The following is a 20,239-nucleotide window of genomic DNA, read 5'->3' on the forward strand; positions in this document are numbered from 1 at the left end:
CGTGATAATATGCAAGGCCATGCTAAAGGTCACCAACCGCGCGACCGTCGTTGCCAACACCGCACCCTGTAACTCCATGCGCGGGATCGGCCCCCAACCAAAAATAAATATCGGGTCCAAGATTAAATTCACGATCGAGGCGAGAATCATCGAACTGGCTTGTGCTCGCGAGTCGCCCAGAGCCCGCACGCAGGCAAGCCCATTCATGGCCACCATGGTAAGAATATTATTCCAGTAAAAAATCTGCATATAGTCGTGAATCAGCGGCAATAATCGCGGGTCTGCCCCAATCGCCAAAAACACCGTATCGATAGAGTTCAGGCCGATCAAGGCCAATAGCAGGCCAAGAAAAAAACACAGCATCAGGGTATCGGTCACCACACACTGCATTTGCCGGTGGGTCTTCACCGGCGCAAAACGCGCCACCACAGATGCAGCCCCTGCGGACAGACCGATAGACATGCTAAACACCACCATCATCACCGGAAAGACAAACCCCATGGCGGTAAGTTGATCAAAACCCAGCATTGAGATGAACCAGACATCGGTCATTTGTACCGCAAAATTTGCCAAGAGCGCCCATACCATTGGCACGGTCATGCGGTATAAATGATGCGGTATCGAACCCTGGGTTAAATCGTTGGCATTGCTCATAGCGGACTCACTGTGAATGTGCTGCCTATTGTAGGGTAAAGCAGTCAGAAAAACCGTTATAGCCTGCAATATATTAGATTTATTTAGGATCAGCTCGCAGGCTTTGCTGACTCTGTTATACTTGCCGCCCGCTAATCGATGATCACATCATGCCCACTGCTTCACCTGCATCCAGCAAGGCCTCAGCCTCAACATCGTCACGGCTTATCTATATTGTTGCCGCGGTTGTTGCATTAGGCCCACTATCAATCGACTTATACTTGCCAGCGCTACCCGCTATGCGCGAACATTTTGGCGTCGACATTGCTGCGGTGCAGCTTACCCTGTCTAGCTATTTGCTTGGCTTTTCACTGTTTCATTTAGTCTGTGGGCCGCTCTCTGATCGGTTTGGTAGACGGCCGGTACTGGCCGCCGGCATGAGCGTATACATTGTCATGAGCATTTTATGCGCGCACGCCGAGAGCATTGAAGCCCTCATCGCCTATCGCTTTCTGCAAGCCATGGGTGCCTGTTGCGCGCCCACTCTTGGACGCGCCATTGTACGTGACTGTTATAGTGGCCCGGCAGCGGTTAAGGCCTTGGCGTATGTATCAAGCTTAATGGCCATTGCGCCGGTATTTGCGCCAAGCTTGGGCGGTTTTTTACTCAATTATTTTGATTGGCAAATGTTGTTTTACGCACTGGCACTGGCTGGCACGATTGCGCTACTGCTGACCATTTTTGCGATTGATGAAAGCCTGCCCATGGCACAAGCACTGAAGCCAACCACGATTGCCGCAAACTTTCTAACGCTTTTATTGCATCGGCAATATATGGCACATGTGTTAATTGCCTCATGTATTTATTCAGGCGCATTTGCTTTTTTATCTGGGGTGAGCTTTATCTTAATTGAATTCATGGGCGTCTCTACACAGCTATTTGGGCTGTATTTTTTCTGTATTGTGATTGGCTATATATGCGGCAACCTGTTTACCGCCAAAATCGCGCATAGCTGGCCAATTGCCAAACTCTACCCAATCAGCATTGCTACCGCGATTATCCCGGCCGCCGCGATGATCCTGTTTAGCTATCTCGAATGGTATCGGCCCTTACTATTTGTCTTACCGGTGGTGTTTAATACGATGGCGATTGGTTTACTGTTGCCGCGCGCGATGGGTGAAGCACTGAAACCGTTTGCCCATATGGCGGCCACCGCATCGGCCATGATGGGTTTTATGCAAATGGCATTGGCCGCGCTTGCCGGAGGTCTGGTGGGGGGGTTTCTGCACGACAGCCCAATGCCGATGGCGCTGGTCATCTTTGGTGGCTCGGCACTGGCGCTAATGCTATGGCTGTGTATGCAGCCGCGCAGCTTGACCGACGCCAGTTAAGCTTTGTACAGCATAGCTATGTTTTAAAAATGACAGCAATCGCGTTACAATAAAACCATAGCTCGCTATCCAGATGCGAGCAACACAAGGATTTTTTATGCGACACTTTGGCATTCTAGCAATACTGCTTTCAAGCATTCTCATCAGCGCCTGTTCATCCTCAACTAAGCTGCGCGATAGCTGGTCAGCAGAAAGCTTTAACGCGGACGATTTTAATCAAGTATTAGTTGTGGGCAATACCAGCAATACCAGCACGCGATTAATCTGGGAGGCCGCATTTACTCGCGAGCTTAAGCGTCTAGGTATTGACGCCACGCAAAGCAATCATGTGCTGGGCAACGGTAAGCTGAGTAAAGAAAAAGTGCTCGCCTATCTCGCTGATAACCCCTATAAATATGTGCTGTCGACGCGGGTGCAGGATATCAAAGAAAGCAATAATTACGTGCAACCAACGGCCACCGTCTATTCAACCGGCGGCTATTATTATCCCGGTTACTATGGCCACTCTGGGATTTGGAATGGCAATTCAACCTTGATTACCACCGAAGGTTATATGGATACCTATGAGACCTTGATCATGGAAACCACCATATTTGACGGCAGCAGCAAAGAGCTGGTGTGGGCCGCGCAAATCGAATCGTTTGAACCCAGCTCTGTGTCGGATGTTGCCGAGACCGTTGCTGATTTAACCGTAAAACACCTGCACGACAAATAGCCATCAGCACAAATAGCTAGCTTTACTTCCAGACTCTGAGCGTCGCGCAGAAACTTACTGACCATTTGGTCAGGAAAGTGTACACTGCTTCGATATTGCGTTAACCGCCCGGAGTCATCATGAGCTACCCCCGCGACCTGGTTGGCTATGGCCAACATACACCGAAAGACGTTTGGCCGAACGGTGCACGGATTGCTGTGCAATTCGTAATAAACTATGAAGAAGGCGGTGAAAACTGCATTCTGCATGGCGACCAGGCCTCAGAAGCGTTTTTATCCGAAATCATTGGCGCACCGGCGATGGATGGCGTGCGTCATATGAGCATGGAATCGATCTATGAATATGGCAGTCGTGCCGGCTTTTGGCGTCTGCACCGCATGTTCACCGAACGCGAAATGCCTGTCACCGTATATGGCGTTACCACGGCACTAGAAAAGCATCCCGAGGCTGTTAAAGCCATGCAAGCTGCTGGCTGGGAGATCGCCTGTCATGGTTTTAAATGGATTAACTATCAATTTGTCGATAAAGCCCAAGAACGTCAGCATATTCAAGAAGCCATATCACGTCATCAAGCCATAACCGGTGAAAGACCGCAGGGCTGGTATACCGGCAGGACCAGTCCGAATACACGTGACTTAGTCTATGAGGCTGGCGGTTTTTTGTATGATGCCGACTCTTATGCTGATGACTTACCTTATTGGGTATACGATTATGAGCAACCCTATTTAATTGTGCCGTACACGCTCGATAGCAACGATATGCGGTTCGCCACCAATCAAGGTTTTAATTCTGGCGATCAGTTTTTTAGCTATTTAAAAGACAGTTTTGATGTTTTGTATGCCGAGGGCGAAACAGCGCCGAAAATGCTTAGCGTTGGTTTACACTGCCGCTTAGTTGGCCGGCCGGGTCGCGCCGCGGCGCTGGCGCGCTTTCTGGACTATGTGCAAGCGCATCAAGATGTATGGGTGAGCCGGCGCATCGATATCGCCAAGCACTGGCACCAACATCACCCGCCAAAGACCTAGCCATGTTAAATTAAGCTAAGCTCAATCAGCCTAGATTTTCTCACCACCGCGCTAGCCAATAACATTGGCCTGCATTATTTCTGCATTTTTGCATGCACTGTTGCAAAGGGCATATATTTTCGCGCACAATAAAAGTTGATTTTAGCTTCACTTAGCGTAGCGCGATACTTGAAATTTTGGCGCTTCATATCAAAAGGACTCGATAGATGGATTGGTACATAAAGGTATTAAAACAATATTTTGATTTCAGTGGCCGTGCTCGGCGAAAGGAGTATTGGTTTTTTGTCTTAATCAACTTACTGATAAGCCTAGGCCTTAGCATNATTGATAGCTTTATCGGCACGATGAACGCAGATACAGGCTATGGCTTANTAAGCGGCTTATATGCGCTGGCGGTTTTTATACCAGCGCTGGCAGTAGCGGTCAGGCGCTTGCATGACACCAGCCGTTCTGGCTGGTGGCTACTGATATTATTTTTACCACTGATTGGCTTAATCGTGCTGTTGGTATTTTTGTGTCAAAGCAGCCATCCCGATAATGCCTATGGCGAAGCGCCTAATCTCGAAAGCTGATTTATTACAGCAGCATAATTTGCTTTATGTTGTTTAGACCAATTTTTGCCAGTGCTGCTTGCTAAGAGACTTTATAGATTTGTTAGTATCAGCAAAGATTTATCGTGTTTACGTTAACTGGGCAAGACTTTATTTTTAGGAGCATTAAACCTTGGACAATCAAGAATTTCACTATGCTGGATTTTGGCTGCGCTTCGCAGCTATGTTAATTGATAGTGTGATCATGATGATCATCATCTATATTCCACTATCTTTCATCTATGGTAGCGAGTACTGGACTACTGAAAGCGTTATTGCGGGCGGCTGGGACCTACTGCTGAATTATATTTTTCCGTTTGTTGCCACCGTCTGGTTTTGGCTGAAATATCAAGGCACGCCTGGCAAGCTATTATTAAAACTGGCAGTGGTTGATGCCAACACTGGCCAAGCACTGTCTACCGGTCAAGCTGTGGGCAGGTATTTTGCCTATATTCTCTCTATGATTCCTCTCTTCTTAGGTTTTATTTGGGTCGCTTTTGATGCCCGCAAGCAAGCTTGGCATGACAAGCTGTCGGGCTCGATTGTGATAAAAAAATAATGGCTTAACAGGTCAGGCTTATTCAAGTGCTTAGGCTTAGGATTGCTAGACCATTAATGCTCGCTAACAAGTTTCTTATTACGACTGATTTTTTTTGGCAGCACAAAATATATCGATATACTCAGCATTGCAGCGATGAAGCACCATACTGATGCAAATGTCGCATTTGTTGAGACCACAATGCCGACCACATAAGACGCCAAAAATAATGGGAAAATAATCCAACGTATTTTTGCATGCGCTGAGAAAACAAAGGGCAAGGTAGCGGCACATAAATAAGCAATCTCAACCAATAGATTATATGCAGGTATAGCGAAAAGGTAGGCCAATGAATGGCAGCCTTGGAAGTCGCATTGCGCTTTTACCTGCAAATCAGAGTACGCCGTAAAACCCCATAGCAGATATAAACCCGCAGCCGTACCAAGCAGCAAACATACAAACATGGCTACATTATTGCGTTTGTTTTCATATCGCCACATTGCATAGGGCACATAGATAGGCCAAAAACTAAAGGCGATAAATGCGAATAAGTAGATGAAGATATTTCCTATAGCATCACTGATATCGCCTTGTACCGACAGCCATACCATACCCTCCGAAAACTGATGAAATGCAAATACAAAAGGTATAGCTGCAAAAGGGTATTGATGTTTCTGCAGGCGGTTGTTGCGGTAACTGATGGCACCAATGCTCGCAATCACTGCTGCACCGGCGAAACTAGCGGTAGCCGAAAAGCACATATTATAGGTCTTATTATTATTGTTTTACGCATCATAACCTGCCAACTACGCCAGTCAATTTTTTATCCGATTAAAGCTCAAATCTTCGCAACAATCGCATGCCAGCGTGACGCTTATCCCAATCAAGACAGCAAGGAAAAATGCATTTGAGCAAAAGCCTTGACTATTCTGCCCTGCTATAAGATTGTAAGGCTTAAAGCAAAGGACTAGCTGAATGATAATAACAACTGAACAGCTACTGCGCTTGGATGCTATTCAAGATCAAGCAGTAGGCGGAAAAGCTAAAGGTTTAAAACGCTTAATCGAGTGGGGACTGAAAGTCCCTGATGGCTTTGTCATTGTCGATGCAGCAGTCGGCAGATACCCAGAACAGTTAGCTGAATATTATCAGGCTATCGGCGCTGGAAAAGTTGCCGTTCGCTCGTCAGCGCTCAGTGAAGATGGCGAGCAAAGCTCTTTTGCTGGCCAATATGAAACAGTATTAAATGTCACCGGCATCGAGCAATTGCAGCAGGCGATAGATCGCTGCGTCGCCTCTTTAGCCAGCGAGCAAGCCGCCGCCTATCAAGCTCAACAGGCGGTTGATGAAACTCAAATGTGCGTGGTGGTTCAACAGATGGTTGATGCCAAAGCTGCTGGTGTCTTATTCAGCGCCGACCCGGTTTCTGGCCGACATGACCGACTTGTGATTGATGCTATCGATGGGCTTGGCGAAGCCCTAGTAAGCGGCACAGCCACACCGGACCACTATTTGTTTAATGACGAACAACAGCTAGTGGAACAGTCCTTGATTGGTGAACGGCCGATTCTTAGTGATACGCAGCAGCAACAGTTATTAACAGACGCAAAGCTTGCTTGCGCTAAAGCTGGCGCCCCGCTTGATATGGAGTGGGCCATTGATCAGCAAGGCCAGCTATATTGGCTGCAGGCGCGCCCAATTACCACGCTGGGTAGTGATTTGCACGAGCTAGACACGCCGATCAAGCCCGGCGATGTGCTTACCCGCTGCAATATTGGCGAGATGATGCCCGGCGCTAGCTGCCCGCTGACGTTTGCAACGACTGGCCGAGCCATCGAATATGGCATGCAGCATATGCATAGCTGTTATGCCGGCCGCGCTGCAATTACCGAAGAATGGACGCAAGTTGCGATGTCGCAGGGCAGCCTGTTCTTAAACCTTACCGGGGCTGCAGCAGCGGCAAAAACCGTATTAGGTGTGGATGTTAAATCCTTGGGTCTCAGCGTTTGCGGTCGCATTATTGACGAGCTGGAAGAACCTCAGGGGAAAAAGCCGATTTGGATCCGCCTGCATGGCATGTGGAAGTTACTACGCTATCTGCAACAGGCAGACTCGGTAATTGCTGATTTTCAGCAACGCCTTAACACATTTGCCTTTGACCTTGAGGCAAACGGCGAAGAGCTGGCTCGGCAACTGGATCAAGCGCAAGCACTATTCTATCAAGCGTTTTGCGTGCACCTGCAATCATCGACCACCTCCGGGTTTGCCAGTAATATCCTGCAAGCCATTATTTCTGGCGGCCAACAAAGCAGCCCTGAAGAAGAAGCTGAAGCCGCTGCCCTGATGGCGGGCGCCAAAGATGTAGAATCTGCGGTGTTGGTAGAACAACTTGATCATATTGTCGAGCAGATAGCGGATCAGCAAACTCAGGCCAGACAGTTTGTTGAGCAGACTTCAGAGCAGGCTTTAGCTTGGTTGCAAAATCACAGCGCGCCTGATATTCGTGACGCCTTTGCACAGTTTTTATCGCGCCATGGACATCGTGCTTATCGAGAACTTTGCATGCGAGAGCCTTGTTGGGCTGACGCACCAGAGACATTAGTGGCGTCAATGCAGGCATCGGTGAATGCCAAACTGCAAGGCATAAATGCCAGTGTAAAACCAAAAACAGTAGAACTTGATCAGCTTAAACCTGCACTGCGTTGGATTTTACCTAAAGCTCATAACGCTGTGCGTCGACGAGAAGCCACGAAGTCTATGTTAGTTGATGTAACTAATCGCCTGAAACGCGCTTATCGAAGATTAGGCGAACAACTCGTAATCGACAACAAGCTTAGCGACAGTGACCAAGTGTTTTTCTTTACGCATAGCGAACTGATGGAATTCGTGCAATTTGCTGAGCAGTCAACAGTCTGCGAGCACTGGCAGCATCGATGCAATCAAAGGCGCATTGCGCTTAATTTTCAAAATCAATTCATCTTTGATGAAATCAATGTCGGCAAACCGGAACCTTTGTCCGCGGCAGGTTTAACAGCACATTCAAGCGACAGCATTATTGGCCGGCCGGTTTCACGCGGCGTGATCGAAGCGAAAGCTCGCGTTGCGTTAAATCTCGCTGAAGCCGCCGCGCTGCAAGCGGGTGAGATTTTAGTCGCGCCGATCACCGATGTCGGCTGGACACCTTATTTTAATATGATTGCAGGGCTGATTACCGATGTCGGCAGCGCCGTATCTCATGGCGCAGTTATTGCTCGCGAGTATGGACTGCCAGCCATAGTCAATACGCGCATCGCGACGCAACACATTCAAACCGGCGACCTTATTCGATTAGACGCGAACAGCGGTGAAGTGCGCATCTTAAACCCGCGAGAGCACTAGATTGGGCTATAAAGTGTTTCACGACTGATAATAAAAGAGCTTTTACTATGCAACAAGATATGAGCCAATTTGGCATTCAAGCCGACGACGAATGGACGCATCGCTTCAGCCAAGATCACCCTGACTGGAATGAGTCGTATTTTTTTGACTGGTACAACCATGACGGCAGTATGGCTGGCCACTGCCGAATTGGCTGGCACCCAGTTCAGCAGCGCGTATTCTTTTGGCTGCATATTTGGCATCAGCAAGAATGGTTAATCATTGAAGAAGCGCGGCTACCCGACAGCGCGCTGATCCGCGATAACGAGTTTGCCATGGCATACCAACAATTTGGCTTATCGTTTGGCTATCGGCCGATAACGCCGCTACAACAGGGCGAACTTAACGTGAACGGTTTTGCACGCGTTACTCAAGGCAAACGGCAGGGTCAAATAGTCGCTATTGACCTTAACGTCAAGTTGCAGGCGATTGGACCGGCTTACACACGCGGTGGCGGCAGTGTTGAGAGTCATAGCGCTGAAGGTTTTGCAACTGACCGTTACGAACAACCGATTAACTTAGCGGTTGATCTTAAGATTGACCAGCAACACGATCAGTATCAAGCACGCGGCGAACGCGATCACTCTTGGGGGCCTAGGCCCTGGGATATGCAGTGGCAGTTTTTTGTGGTCAATAATCACGAGTTTAGTCTGCAAGCGACAGAAGTCGTGCTACCCGACTTTCCTTTGATTCAAATCGGCTATTTATATCCTCATGGGGGTACCATGCAGCATCTTGAGCAGATTCAATTCGAGCTCGATTTCGACCCCATGCAGCCCAGCCAAGCGGTCACTGGCCGGTTTCATCTCAGCTCTGCTACGCGCGCACTGAACGGCACGATTGCAACTATTGCCGGCAGTGAAATTGATATCACCCATACTTTTATGCCGCCTAAACGCACTGAATATCGCCGCTCTTTAGTGCGCTGCGATTTTGATGATGGCACAAGCAGTATTGGCTGGTTAGAATGTAACCGCCCTAGCCCATCATCGCTATAAGCACCCGCTTTAGCCAACACGATTTTAATTGAGAGAACTATGAAAATAGACGGTCCTTTTTATGCACAACTTGATAACGCCGCCGATGAAGCAAAACGGCTAGCTGCCATTGGCTATGATGGCGTTTACACCCTAGAGGGCAGCTGGGATCCTTTTTTACCGCTTACCTTAGCCTCAGAACACGCGCCTGATTTGTCTATCGCCACCGGTATCGCAGTCGCCTTTCCGCGCAATCCATCGCATATTGCCTACCAAGCTTGGGATTTACAAAAATTCTCAAAGGGAAAGTTTATGCTCGGGATCGGCTCACAAATTAAAACGCATATAGAGAAGCGCTTTGGTATCGACTTTAACCCACCAGCTACGCGCATGCGCGAGTATATTTTAGCCGTTAAAGCTTTTTTTGAATGCTGGCAACATGGCGGGCCATTAAACTTTGAAGGCCAGTATTATCGCCATACCTTAATGACACCCATGTTCAACCCTGGCCCCAACCCCTATGGCGTTCCACCCATATTACTGGGTGCCTTAGGTCCACGTATGACCGAAGTTGCCGGTGAAGTTGCCGACGGCTTAATCGTTCACCCCTTCAATAGCATGCCATTTTTAGAAGAGCGGGCCTTACCCGCTGTACAGCGCGGTTTAGACAAGGCTTCTCGCCAGCGCGACAATTTTATTATGCAAATTAATGCCATTGTTATTACCGGCGAAACCGAAGCAGCCTATCAGGCCGCAGAACAAAGTGTGAAAGGACTTTTAGGCTTTTATGCTTCTACCCCAGCCTATATTCCACCGATGGAAGCAGTGGGTCTTGCTGATCTTCAGCCAAGCTTAAACGCGCTCTCTAAAGCGGGTAAATGGGATCAGCTTGCTGACCATATTGACGAGAATTTTCTTGAAGCATTTTGCACACGCGGCGAACCGCATGAAATTGCCGCAAAGCTAAAAGCAAAATATGGACAATATGCCGATCGTTTAGCGATTTATGCACCTTATGCAGCACCTGACGCCATGTGGCAATCGATTATTCATGAGTTAAAATCATAGCAGGCACAGCCACTTCAGCTATGGTGTTAGAACATGGATGGCGCAATCAAATAAAGCCGGTATCGCGATTGCTTGCACTGTCTTGTGCACTGTCTTTTGCACTATCTTTTGAACCGTCTTCTGAAGCACCCTCTTCACTATTCGTTGAGCTGGCTTTGGCATTTGAGCCATCTGAAGCATCGGCAACAGCAACTTCTGCCGCGCGGCGTGCAGATTGCTGCGCCCATTGGTGCGCGCTTATCCATGCCGCTAAAGCTTTCACCGACGGGTTAGCAAATACGGTATTAATCGGAATATCAACCTGATAGCGCTGTCTAATCTGCACCATCGCTCTTGACGCTGCTAGTGAATGCCCGCCTAAGGCAAAAAAGTCATCATTTACGCCCACTCTTGGCACTGCCAATACTTGCTGCAATATATCGCACAGCGCTGCTTCAATATCGTTACTGGGTGCCACATAAGCAGATAACTCTCGGTCAGGCTTTGGTAATTGCTTGCGATCAATTTTACCGTTGGCACTCAATGGCCACTGCTGCATAACTATATATCGTGTTGGCAGCATATATTGCGGTAATATCTCAGCGAGTCGACTATTGATCTCTGTAAGCTCAGGGTTTTGCTCAGATAATACATAACCCACTAACTGCTGCTCAATCACTAACACCAGAGCAGAATCAATATCTGGCTGTTGCTGCAGCGCCGCCTCAATTTCAGCAAGCTCAATTCGCAGCCCATTCAACTTCACTTGATGATCGATACGTGCGACAAATTCAATATTGCCGTCAGGGTGATAAAAGCCTAAATCGCCTGTTTTATATAACAAGCCTGCGCCGAATGGATTAGCGACAAACTGCTGGTTAGCGGCATCATTATGCATATACCCTAATCCAACACTGGCGCCAGTAATCGCAATTTCGCCAACGACACCAATACCTTGCTGACGTAAATGTTGATCAACAATATACACATTCACACCTGGATTAGGATGACCTAACAACTGCCTTGGCTGATCCAGCACAATAGGGTGATACAGCGCAATGTCAGTACACTCTGTTGGACCATAATGATTATAAATGGCTAGCTGCGAGTTCTGCAGCTGCTGTAACGGCGCTAATCTGGCAACTTCTATCGACTCACCGCCAAGACAAATTTGTCGCAGGCTGCGCAAGCAGGTCAGACTCGGACTATCCTCAATAAGCGGATAGAACATGCTAGGCGCACAGTTAATATGGCTGATCTGATGCGCATCAATTTGCTGATATAAATACTCTGAATCATAGTCAGTTTTCCGCGTCAAAATGATGCTAGCACCTGCCATCAGTGGTGCCCATAAATTCTTCTGTGTGAGATCGAAGCCAAGCGCAGTAAATACTAACACTTTTGATTGATCAGTGAAGTACTGGCAGTACCACTGATACAAATTAGCTGCATTGGCATAACTTACCGCCGCCGCTTTCGGCTCACCGGTTGAACCCGAGGTAAATATTAAGTACAGCATGTCATCGGCAGCAATATGTCGATCGCAAGGTTGATCTGAATATTGCTGAAACTGCGCTGCAGCTGTGTCGCTATCTACACAACACAGGGCATAGCTGCCATCATGCCAATCAAATGATGAAGCAAGCGTTTGGTAGCTAACAAGCAAATGAATCTGCGCATGCTGCAACATATATTCGACACGCTTTGGCGGCAGCGAGACATCAATAGGCACATAACAAGCACCGGCTTTGATACAGGCAATCATCGCCACGACTGCATCAACAGAGCGAGGCAGCGCAATCGCGATGCGGGTATTTGCACCCACGCCTTGAGCAACAAAATAGCGCGCCATTTGATTAGTGATTCGCTCTAGCTCGCCATAGCTCAGGCTTGTTTGATCGTCGATAAGCGCAACTTTTTCTTCGCACTGCTGTGCCAGCATGGCAAGTTTTTCAAGTAGCGAAAATTCTGGCTGGGCAGGCTGCTGCAAGTCATGCCATGCCTGCATATGTTGAGTCTCTTGCGGCAGCAATAGCTGTAATTGGCTGGGACTTTGCACGCTAGCCAACTCAGCTAAGGCAGTTGCTTGCTGAGGCAGATACTCAGCCACTAATTGCTGACTTATTAATTCTATGCGCTGCAAAAAGCCTAGATCGTCGAACAGAGGTGTTTGGTAATATAAATCTAACACCATGTCGTCATCTTGCTCTTTGGCAATAAACTGCACCGCGTTCTCAACCAATGGCGGCATTTCTATTGGGGTAACAGTATGCCCTGAGAGCTGCATATCCATATCAAAAAAATGATAGTAGTTATACATAAACTGCAGCGGCTGCTCAGGCTGTAAGGCGCGTGATAGGCGAGTAGATATCGGCAGAAAAGTCTTAATAGCGCGACGAAATTCGCGTTGTTGCGCAAATAACTGGGTAAACGACTGGTCAAGCGAGAGTGGGTCAAAACAGTAAGGGTTTTGCGTGAAAAAACAGCCTAGGCTTTGCTGATTATGACGCTGACGATTGGCTTTAAACTCGGTTATTACAAACGGAGAGACAGCCTGAGTATAGTGCTGGATAAGCACACAATAGAGCAACTTAAAGTAATCTGGCGGCGTGATGCGCATGGCTCGGCAATAACGCTTAATCGCCTGCCAATGCTCAGATTCAAGCCGATAGCTATTGATTTGCTGACGCTGAGTAGGTAAATATTTTTGCTTCAGCCTTGCAGACTGGGTAAATAAATCGGGCTGCTGACTAAATCTAGGCCGATACTGTAGAGGTTCACATGCGCAGAGCTGTTGTTGCCAAAATGATCGAATGGCTAAACTATCAGTACTGCTAAGGTCTTGATAAATCCAGTGTTCAAACGCCACATCTGAAGTCAGTTTGTGCTCTGCGCCAGACGCATCCTGATCGGCTAAGGCACTATAATATGCCAAACTAGCATTGGCCATATTAAAGCCGCTTACTCCATCTACAAGCGCATGATGTGCTGACAGCAGTAAAATACTTTTTTCTGCAGTATGCAGCAGTGCAGCACGCATCAATCGCTGCTCAGCTAGTGCCTGTGGCTGATAAATAAAGGCATCAATTCTGGCCTCAAGCTCGAGTGCAGTGTCAGCGCTTGCATCGATAACGACGAAATCAACCGCCTGCTCGCGCAACACCAGTTGATAATGCTCATCTAGCCAACTGTCCGCAACGTTGACAAAAACGCTGCGACAGATGCTTTGCTGATCAGCTACGCACTGCAAGGCTTGCCGCCAATATTCTGCAGATACTTTAAGCGGCACCTCTAAGCGATAACCAATAGTATTTGCTAAACTTTTCGGCTGTAGCTGCTGCGCTACGTGCAAATCTCGCTGCATACTGCTAAGCGGTATAACTTTCTCAATATTGTCAGCTTTATAATCAATTGCTGACAATATCTCGTCGCTTGATGGCTGAACTATTTGTGCCAGTGACTGGTCCGATTGCAAAAGACAGTTATGCAATAGATTTTCAAATTGCTGAAGAAATTTCTCCATCGATGCAGCATGAAATAGATCGGTATTATATTCTAGCTGCAGCTTCAACTGGTCACCCAAATCTAATACCACTAGAGTGAGATCATATTTAGCTACCAATAAATTAAAATCGAGATATTCAACTTTTAGATTCGGCAGATCAGCCGTCACGGTAAAGTCTTCACCAATATAGCTAAAGCCAACTTGAGTCACCGGTGGATATGCAGGATTTCGCTCAAGCTCTAATAAATCTAACACTTTCTCTATTGGAACTGATTGATTCGAGAAAGCTGACATACTGGCCTGCTGAAGATGCTCAGCCAATTGCTTAAAGCTTAAGGTGCGGTCAAGCTGGCAGCGAATCACCACGGCATTAACAAAAAACCCGATCAAATCGTATAGCGCTGGCTGTTCACGACCTGCAACCGGCGTACCTATACAAATATCGTCTTGTTTAGCAAGACGCTGCAAAATTAAGGCATAAACCGACAGCAGCACGTTAAATGACGTATTCGACTGCTGCTTGGCAAAGCTATGCAGCTGCGAACTCAAACTACTACTTAGCACGCNNGTAACCGCTGCACCATTAAAGCTTTGTTGCTCAGGGCGTTGTTTATCAAGTGGCAAACTTATATGGCTAGGTATGCCACGTAAATTCTCTTGCCAGAACTCAAGATGATGCTGCAAATGTGCATCGTTCACGTGCTCACGCTGCCAGACACTAAAGTCTGCATATTGCAGCGGCAAATCTGCTAGCGGCGACTCGGCTGACTCAGCATAGGCAGCATACAAAGTCACCAATTCGCGCTGTAAAATCGTCATGGACCAGCCATCGGCAACTATATGGTGTAGGACTACGACTAAAACGTAATCTTGCTCTGGCGCAAGACACAATAAACTGGCGCGAATCAGTAAGTCATTGCTGATATCAAAGCCATGCGCTGCCGCGTCATCAAAAAACTGTTGTGCCGCCTGTAATGGATCTGCTGCCTGACTTAAATCGACCTGTTCCACTTGAAATGGGCAGTCTGTTATAACCCTTTGCTCGGCTTCCCCTGAGTCATTCAGCGCAAACTGAGTCCGCAAGGCTTCATGACGTTGCACAATGGTTGCCAGACTTTTTCTCAGCGCATGTAGATTAAGCCGACCGCGTAAACGCATCGCTGCCGGTATATTATAGGCGCTGTTTTGCGGCTGCATTTGCTCAATAATCCATAAGCGCTGTTGCGCATAGGATAATGGCAAGCTTTCAATCGATGCATCCCTTGGCAAAATTGGCGCTATGCCGCTATCTTGCTCAATGGTTTGACCAGCATCCAACAACATTACCATCTCGGCAATACTGGGTGACTGAAAAAAATCAATCAAACTGATACGCTGACTAAATTCTTCTTCAACCGTTGCCAATAACTGTGTTGCAAGCAGCGAATGACCGCCCAGCTCAAAAAAATTATCTGCTACAGAAATTGTCTCAATCGGCAATAAATCCTGCCAGATCTCTTGTAACTTAGTTTCTACAAGGTTTCGCGGTGCAATAAACTGATTACGCAAAAAGTCATCTGCTGAGGGCAACGGCAAATTTCGCCTATCAACTTTACCGTTAGCTGATAAAGGCAAAGCCGACATCTGCACGTAAGCACTTGGCAACATATAATCCGGCAACTGTCGCTTTAAAGCTAATCTCAGCTTTCGCTTATCAAGGTCTTGATCGGAAACAATATATGCAATCAATCTTTCTTGTTGATCAATCGTTTGTAACGCTGTGAAAGCCTGCGAAATATTCTCTTGTTGCAACAAGGTGCGATTAATCTCGCCTAATTCGATACGGTAACCACGTAATTTCACCTGATCATCTGAGCGTGCAATGAACTGTAGCTTCAAGCCATCATCTGTTCGTCGGTATCGCACAATATCTCGCGTGCGGTAGTACTTTCCAGTTAAGCCAGCAATTTCAACAAACGCGTCCTCATTAAGATCAGGCTGAAACACATAGCCCAAGCCTAGAGATGCGCCACCAATATATAACTCACCGCTGGCACCAATAGGCAATAATCGCTGTTGCTCATCTAATACGAGACATTTAACCCCAGGTATCGGACTGCCGATCAATAATAGCCCCGTATCAGGATAAAAGATTTCGCTGCATGTAATATCTGTACACTCTGTAGGGCCATACATATTTACCAGCACGGTTGAAAAATCAGGGCTTTGCAACCAAGGCTGCAGCGCACTTGGATTTATATTCTCTCCGCCGAATAAAACATAATCTAGACCTAATAAACTATGCAATTGCTGAGTTTTTTCTGCCAAATGCACTAAGGGGTAAAACGCACTCGGCGCGCAATTGATATGACTTATTTTTCGCGTAGCTATACTCGCTAAAATATCAGCAGGGTCGTACACCGGCTGTTCAGAAAAATGTAGCTGAGCGCCTACTAATAGGGGCGCCAATAAGTTTTTTTGCGTGAGATCAAAACCTAGCGAGGAAATAATTAAAAACTTACTTGAGGGCTGCAGTGCGCAATACTCACAATACCATGACAACAAATTCGCTTCATTGCGGTAACTCACTGCCGCACCTTTTGGTCGGCCAGTCGAACCAGAGGTGTAAATAATATAATAAGCCTGATCCGGATCAGCTTGAAATATAGGTGCCGAACTTGACAAGCTTTCGTCACTAACGATAGCCTCAAGCTGAATAGGTTGGATATTATGTGTGCTGTTCTGCACAGCCGTGAACTGATCGCCAAGATAGATATCGATAGCAGCCTCATCGAATATATGCTTTAAACGATCTGCAGGATAATTGGCATCAATTGGAATATAACAGCCCGCCAACTTAATACTGGCCAACATCGCGATGGTGAAATATCGACTAGGCTGGCAATGTATAGCAATAGTCTGACCAGGCAGCGCACCTTGGGCGCGCAAATAATTAACCACACGATTAGCCGCACATTCAAGCTCTGCATAGCTAAGTTCACCGTATGCATCGACAACCGCAATTCGCTCAGGCTGATGCTGCAGCTGCTGCAAAAATTGCTGATGCAGCGGCGCATATGTGGTCGGCTCATTTGCTACTGACTGCACCATAGCCAGCTGCTGTTCATCCACTGCGTCGACGAGTTGGATAGCATGCAGGAAGCTGTCCTCATTTGATGCTAGCGATGCGATAAATGCCGACAAAATCAACTGATAATGTCGCGCTAATTGTTGCGCGGTCTGCTCGGCATATATATCGCAGTTATATTCTATCTTTAGCTGGTAAGGCTTTTGACTAACATCGAGATGAAACTGCAGGTCATACTTCGCGGTTTGTGAAGACTGCTCAATCGCTGACAGCTGGAAATCTGGAAACTCGATATGCGAAAGCCAATCGTCTTGTTGCAATGTAAACAAGACTTGAAATAACGGGCTATAGGCTGAACTGCGCGTATATTCTAGCTGCTCCAACAAGTGATCAAATGGCAGCTGCTGATGCGCTTGCGCAGAAAGCATAAATGACTGCGTATCTGCCAATAGGCCCTGTATGGTTTGATCTACAGCATCCCTTATTTGCGTCGGTACCGCTAGCAGATTGATAAAACAGCCAATATTGTCAAACAAGGCTGCATCATCACGGCCATGAACTGGCGTGCCAATTGCAAAATTATACTGTCCACTATAGCGATGCAACAGCAATTGCAATGCAGCCAAAGCCACATGAAAGAGATTAATCGAACTGACACTGGGCAGTGCTTGTAATTGCTCAGATAGTGCTGCTGGCAATTGATAGCTAACACTAGCACCGCGATGCGACAACTGTTGCGCACGCGGGTAATCATATGGCAAGTCTAATATTTCATTATCTGCGAGCTGCTGCTGCCACCACGTCATAGACTGACGTGCTTTTTCGCTTGCTACATATTGCTGTTGAAAATAAACGTAATCAATATACTGAAATGCAGGACTTGGCAGCGAAGCCTGTTCATCGCGCAAATATTGTTGATAAGCCTCGCTTAACTGCTTTAACAAAATCGGTAAAGATAAGCCATCAGCTACAATGTGATGCAGCGTAACAAATAAAATATGCCGCACATCACTTAGCTTAGCGATTTTGCAACGAATTAATGCAACGGCTTTATCGGCCGAACTACCTAAATCAAAGGGTAGTAAAGCTTGCTCTGCTGCCAATTGATCAACCGACTCTAGTGCCTGTGACTCTGATAAATGACTAAGATCATAGTCAATTTGCACAGGCATACTTGCTTGGGGCAGCACGCGCTGCTGTAAGCGTTGCTCGTCAGATAAAAAAAACTGACTTCGTAATACCTCTTGTTGCGCAATCACTGCATCAAAAGCTTGGCTAAACGCAGTAATATTAATACTGCCATCTACTTGCAACACGATCGGAATATGTAAGGATGGATCACCATTGTACAAGCGATCCAAAAACCAGAATCGCTGCTGCGAAAATGACACATCGTAACTGAGCTGATCGCGACTGTGCTTTCTCAGCTGTATCGACTGATCCGAGCTGCCAGCAGATAATAAACTGATAACATCTGCTTTTTGACTAATAAGTATTTGCTTAAGTTCAGCGGTGAGCGCACCCTTTGGTGCCTTGAAGCGCAGCTGCTGCTGATCATCTAACCAGAGTTTGATGCCGACCGAGGCGAGCTTAACAATCAGCTGCTCTGGGCTCATAGCACACCTTCCTCAAAGTCATCGTCCTCTTCATCGTCATCTAGAAAACCATCAATATGAGCATGACCTCCGTCGGTCGCGCTATGCGCTTGACTCAGCACTTCAAGCAGCTGACAAAGAGCGGCAACGTTTGGCAACTCAAACACGCTTTTCAAGGGCAAATCAATATTTAGCTGCTGCTTAATTTGTAATATTAACTGAGTAGCCATTAAAGAGTGGCCACCTAAAGCAAAAAAGTTATCATCTAAACCAATTGCATCTAGTTGCAGCAAATCAGCCATAATAGCGCAGATCACTTTTTCAAGCTCAGTCTCGGCTGCACGATAGCTCTGTTGTTGACGACTGTATTCAGGCAGCGCACTTCGATTTAACTTGCCATTGGCAGATAANGGTAATGCTTCAATAGCCACAAAATCTAACGGCCACATATATTCAGGCATAGATGTCATTACAGCTTGAAACTCGCCGCTCTGTGGCATATCCATGCCAGCTTTCAACTGCACATAGGCAATCAGCTGAGCATGCCCAGCTACCGGCTGCAGCGCGCAGGCAACTGCCTGTACCGCGTGATGCTGTAATAAGTTTTGTTCAATCTCACCCAACTCAATACGCTGCCCGCGCAGTTTAATTTGCTGATCAGTGCGGCCAAGATACTCTAGTTGTTGATCCTGATTAATACGCGCCAAGTCACCGGTGCGATAGATTCTGCCGAACTGAGAATGCTCAATAAAACTTTGCTGCGTCTTTTCTGGCATATTCAAATAGCCGTCTGCCAATGCCACACCAGCGATGTAAAGTTCTCCAGCACAGCCCTGCGGGCATAACTGTTGATAATTATCTAGCACTAACAGCTGCACATTATCTATTGGCACACCAATCGGCACAGTCACAAGGTTCATTAGATCTTCAGGATTACAATCATACCAGCTGACATCTATGGCAGCTTCGGTTGGGCCGTATAAGTTGCTTAAACGGCAATCAGGCAATGCTGCAAAAAATGCTTGAGCCTGATTTTTGAGCAATGCCTCACCAGAGGTAAACACCTGACGCAAAGTTGAATGCTCAGCAAGATTTTCTTGCTTTAGATACACTTCTAACATTGATGGCACAAAATGACAGACCGTCACTGATCGCTCAACTAGAGCCTGTTTTACCAGCTCGGCGTCTTTATGCTTATCAGGCGCTAAAAAATACAGCTCTGCCCCTTGTGTAAGTGGCCAAAATAACTCCCAAACCGAGACATCAAAATTAAACGGTGTTTTTTGCATCAGTCGATCATTACAACTTAGTGGATACGCACGCTGCATCCATTGAAGGCGATTAATTATACCCGCCTGATTGACCATCACGCCTTTTGGCTTACCCGTAGAACCGGATGTGTATATTAAATTAAATGCATGACTGGCAACGCTTGCCGAAGTGATTGGCTCTGCATTATCGGAAGCATCCGTCTCAGATCCTTTAGCATGCAAGGCTAAGGTTTGCTCAATCGATAGAATATCTATTGGCGGCAGCTCTGCTGCTGTTAGCTTATCTTGACTGGCAGCATCACAAATAAACAGTGATACCTTAGCATCCTCAAGCATATATCGCAGACGCTCTATTGGTGTCTCGGTTAAACATGGCATATACGCAAAACCTGCACGCAAGACTGCAAGCAGGCTAATTGACATGTTGACTGAACGATCTAAAAACACCGCTATGTTAGCAAACGACTG

At 47.0% G+C, this 20,239-nt stretch carries 12 protein-coding genes; 8 read left to right on the forward strand and 4 right to left on the reverse strand.

The window, feature by feature from the left end; genetic code table 11:
• A partial coding sequence (locus tag HRU21_04700; GenBank protein ID NRA41592.1) for an MATE family efflux transporter occupies positions 1 to 654 on the reverse strand: 654 nt, incomplete at its 3' end.
• A gap of 149 nt (positions 655 to 803) precedes the next feature.
• On the opposite strand from HRU21_04700, the gene HRU21_04705 reads away from it, so the two are divergent.
• The 5 genes from HRU21_04705 (at position 804) to HRU21_04725 (ending at position 4,913) form a co-directional block, all read left to right on the forward strand.
• A complete protein-coding gene (locus tag HRU21_04705) occupies positions 804 to 2,024 on the forward strand; it encodes a multidrug effflux MFS transporter (protein NRA41593.1) in 1,221 nt (406 codons plus the stop codon).
• A gap of 97 nt (positions 2,025 to 2,121) precedes the next feature.
• Positions 2,122 to 2,739 (forward strand): hypothetical protein, encoded by a 618-nt coding sequence (locus HRU21_04710; protein ID NRA41594.1) that lies wholly within the window; start codon positions 2,122 to 2,124, stop codon positions 2,737 to 2,739.
• Between the two features lie 119 nt (positions 2,740 to 2,858).
• Positions 2,859 to 3,764 (forward strand): allantoinase PuuE, encoded by a 906-nt coding sequence (gene puuE, locus HRU21_04715; protein NRA41595.1) that lies wholly within the window; start codon positions 2,859 to 2,861, stop codon positions 3,762 to 3,764.
• A gap of 206 nt (positions 3,765 to 3,970) precedes the next feature.
• Complete coding sequence (locus HRU21_04720) at positions 3,971 to 4,336, forward strand: DUF805 domain-containing protein (protein ID NRA41596.1); 366 nt, start codon at positions 3,971 to 3,973, stop codon at positions 4,334 to 4,336.
• A 151-nt stretch (positions 4,337 to 4,487) separates the two neighbouring features.
• On the forward strand, positions 4,488 to 4,913 hold the full coding sequence (locus tag HRU21_04725) for an RDD family protein (protein ID NRA41597.1): 426 nt from the start codon (positions 4,488 to 4,490) through the stop codon (positions 4,911 to 4,913).
• Positions 4,914 to 4,966: 53 nt separating this feature from the next.
• Here HRU21_04725 and HRU21_04730 read toward each other — a convergent pair whose 3' ends face one another.
• Entirely contained in the window at positions 4,967 to 5,653 is a 687-nt protein-coding gene (locus tag HRU21_04730; GenBank protein ID NRA41598.1) for a hypothetical protein, read from the reverse strand.
• A gap of 214 nt (positions 5,654 to 5,867) precedes the next feature.
• Here HRU21_04730 and HRU21_04735 point away from each other — a divergent pair, with 214 nt between their 5' ends.
• From HRU21_04735 to HRU21_04745, 3 genes are read left to right on the forward strand one after another with little or no spacing between them, the layout of a single operon-like run.
• The gene (locus tag HRU21_04735) at positions 5,868 to 8,270 is read left to right on the forward strand and encodes a pyruvate, water dikinase (protein ID NRA41599.1); all 2,403 of its coding nucleotides are present in this window, start codon (positions 5,868 to 5,870) and stop codon (positions 8,268 to 8,270) included.
• A 47-nt stretch (positions 8,271 to 8,317) separates the two neighbouring features.
• Positions 8,318 to 9,307: a hypothetical protein gene (locus HRU21_04740; protein ID NRA41600.1), complete on the forward strand. Its 990-nt coding sequence runs from the start codon at positions 8,318 to 8,320 to the stop codon at positions 9,305 to 9,307.
• A 39-nt stretch (positions 9,308 to 9,346) separates the two neighbouring features.
• Positions 9,347 to 10,354: a TIGR03617 family F420-dependent LLM class oxidoreductase gene (locus HRU21_04745; GenBank protein ID NRA41601.1), complete on the forward strand. Its 1,008-nt coding sequence runs from the start codon at positions 9,347 to 9,349 to the stop codon at positions 10,352 to 10,354.
• Between the two features lie 46 nt (positions 10,355 to 10,400).
• Here the strand turns inward: HRU21_04745 and HRU21_04750 are convergent, their stop codons facing one another.
• Both HRU21_04750 and HRU21_04755 read right to left on the reverse strand, forming a co-directional pair.
• The gene (locus tag HRU21_04750; GenBank protein ID NRA41602.1) at positions 10,401 to 18,521 is read right to left on the reverse strand and encodes an amino acid adenylation domain-containing protein; all 8,121 of its coding nucleotides are present in this window, start codon (positions 18,519 to 18,521) and stop codon (positions 10,401 to 10,403) included.
• The coding region (locus HRU21_04755) for an amino acid adenylation domain-containing protein (GenBank protein NRA41603.1) at positions 18,518 to 20,239 on the reverse strand (1,722 nt) is incomplete at its 5' end. The genes HRU21_04750 and HRU21_04755, both read right to left, overlap by 4 nt.

Source organism: Pseudomonadales bacterium (genome assembly GCA_013215025.1).
Lineage (GTDB): Bacteria > Pseudomonadota > Gammaproteobacteria > Pseudomonadales > DT-91 > DT-91.

Bases quoted from the DNA above. Each gene is read 5' to 3' on its own strand.
- HRU21_04705 (NRA41593.1), top strand. From the start codon at position 804: ATGCCCACTGCTTCACCTGCATCCAGCAAGGCCTCAGCCTCAACATCG.
- HRU21_04710 (NRA41594.1), top strand. From the start codon at position 2,122: ATGCGACACTTTGGCATTCTAGCAATACTGCTTTCAAGCATTCTCATC.
- puuE (NRA41595.1), top strand. From the start codon at position 2,859: ATGAGCTACCCCCGCGACCTGGTTGGCTATGGCCAACATACACCGAAA.
- HRU21_04730 (NRA41598.1), bottom strand. From the start codon at position 5,653: ATGTGCTTTTCGGCTACCGCTAGTTTCGCCGGTGCAGCAGTGATTGCG.
- HRU21_04735 (NRA41599.1), top strand. From the start codon at position 5,868: ATGATAATAACAACTGAACAGCTACTGCGCTTGGATGCTATTCAAGAT.
- HRU21_04740 (NRA41600.1), top strand. From the start codon at position 8,318: ATGCAACAAGATATGAGCCAATTTGGCATTCAAGCCGACGACGAATGG.
- HRU21_04745 (NRA41601.1), top strand. From the start codon at position 9,347: ATGAAAATAGACGGTCCTTTTTATGCACAACTTGATAACGCCGCCGAT.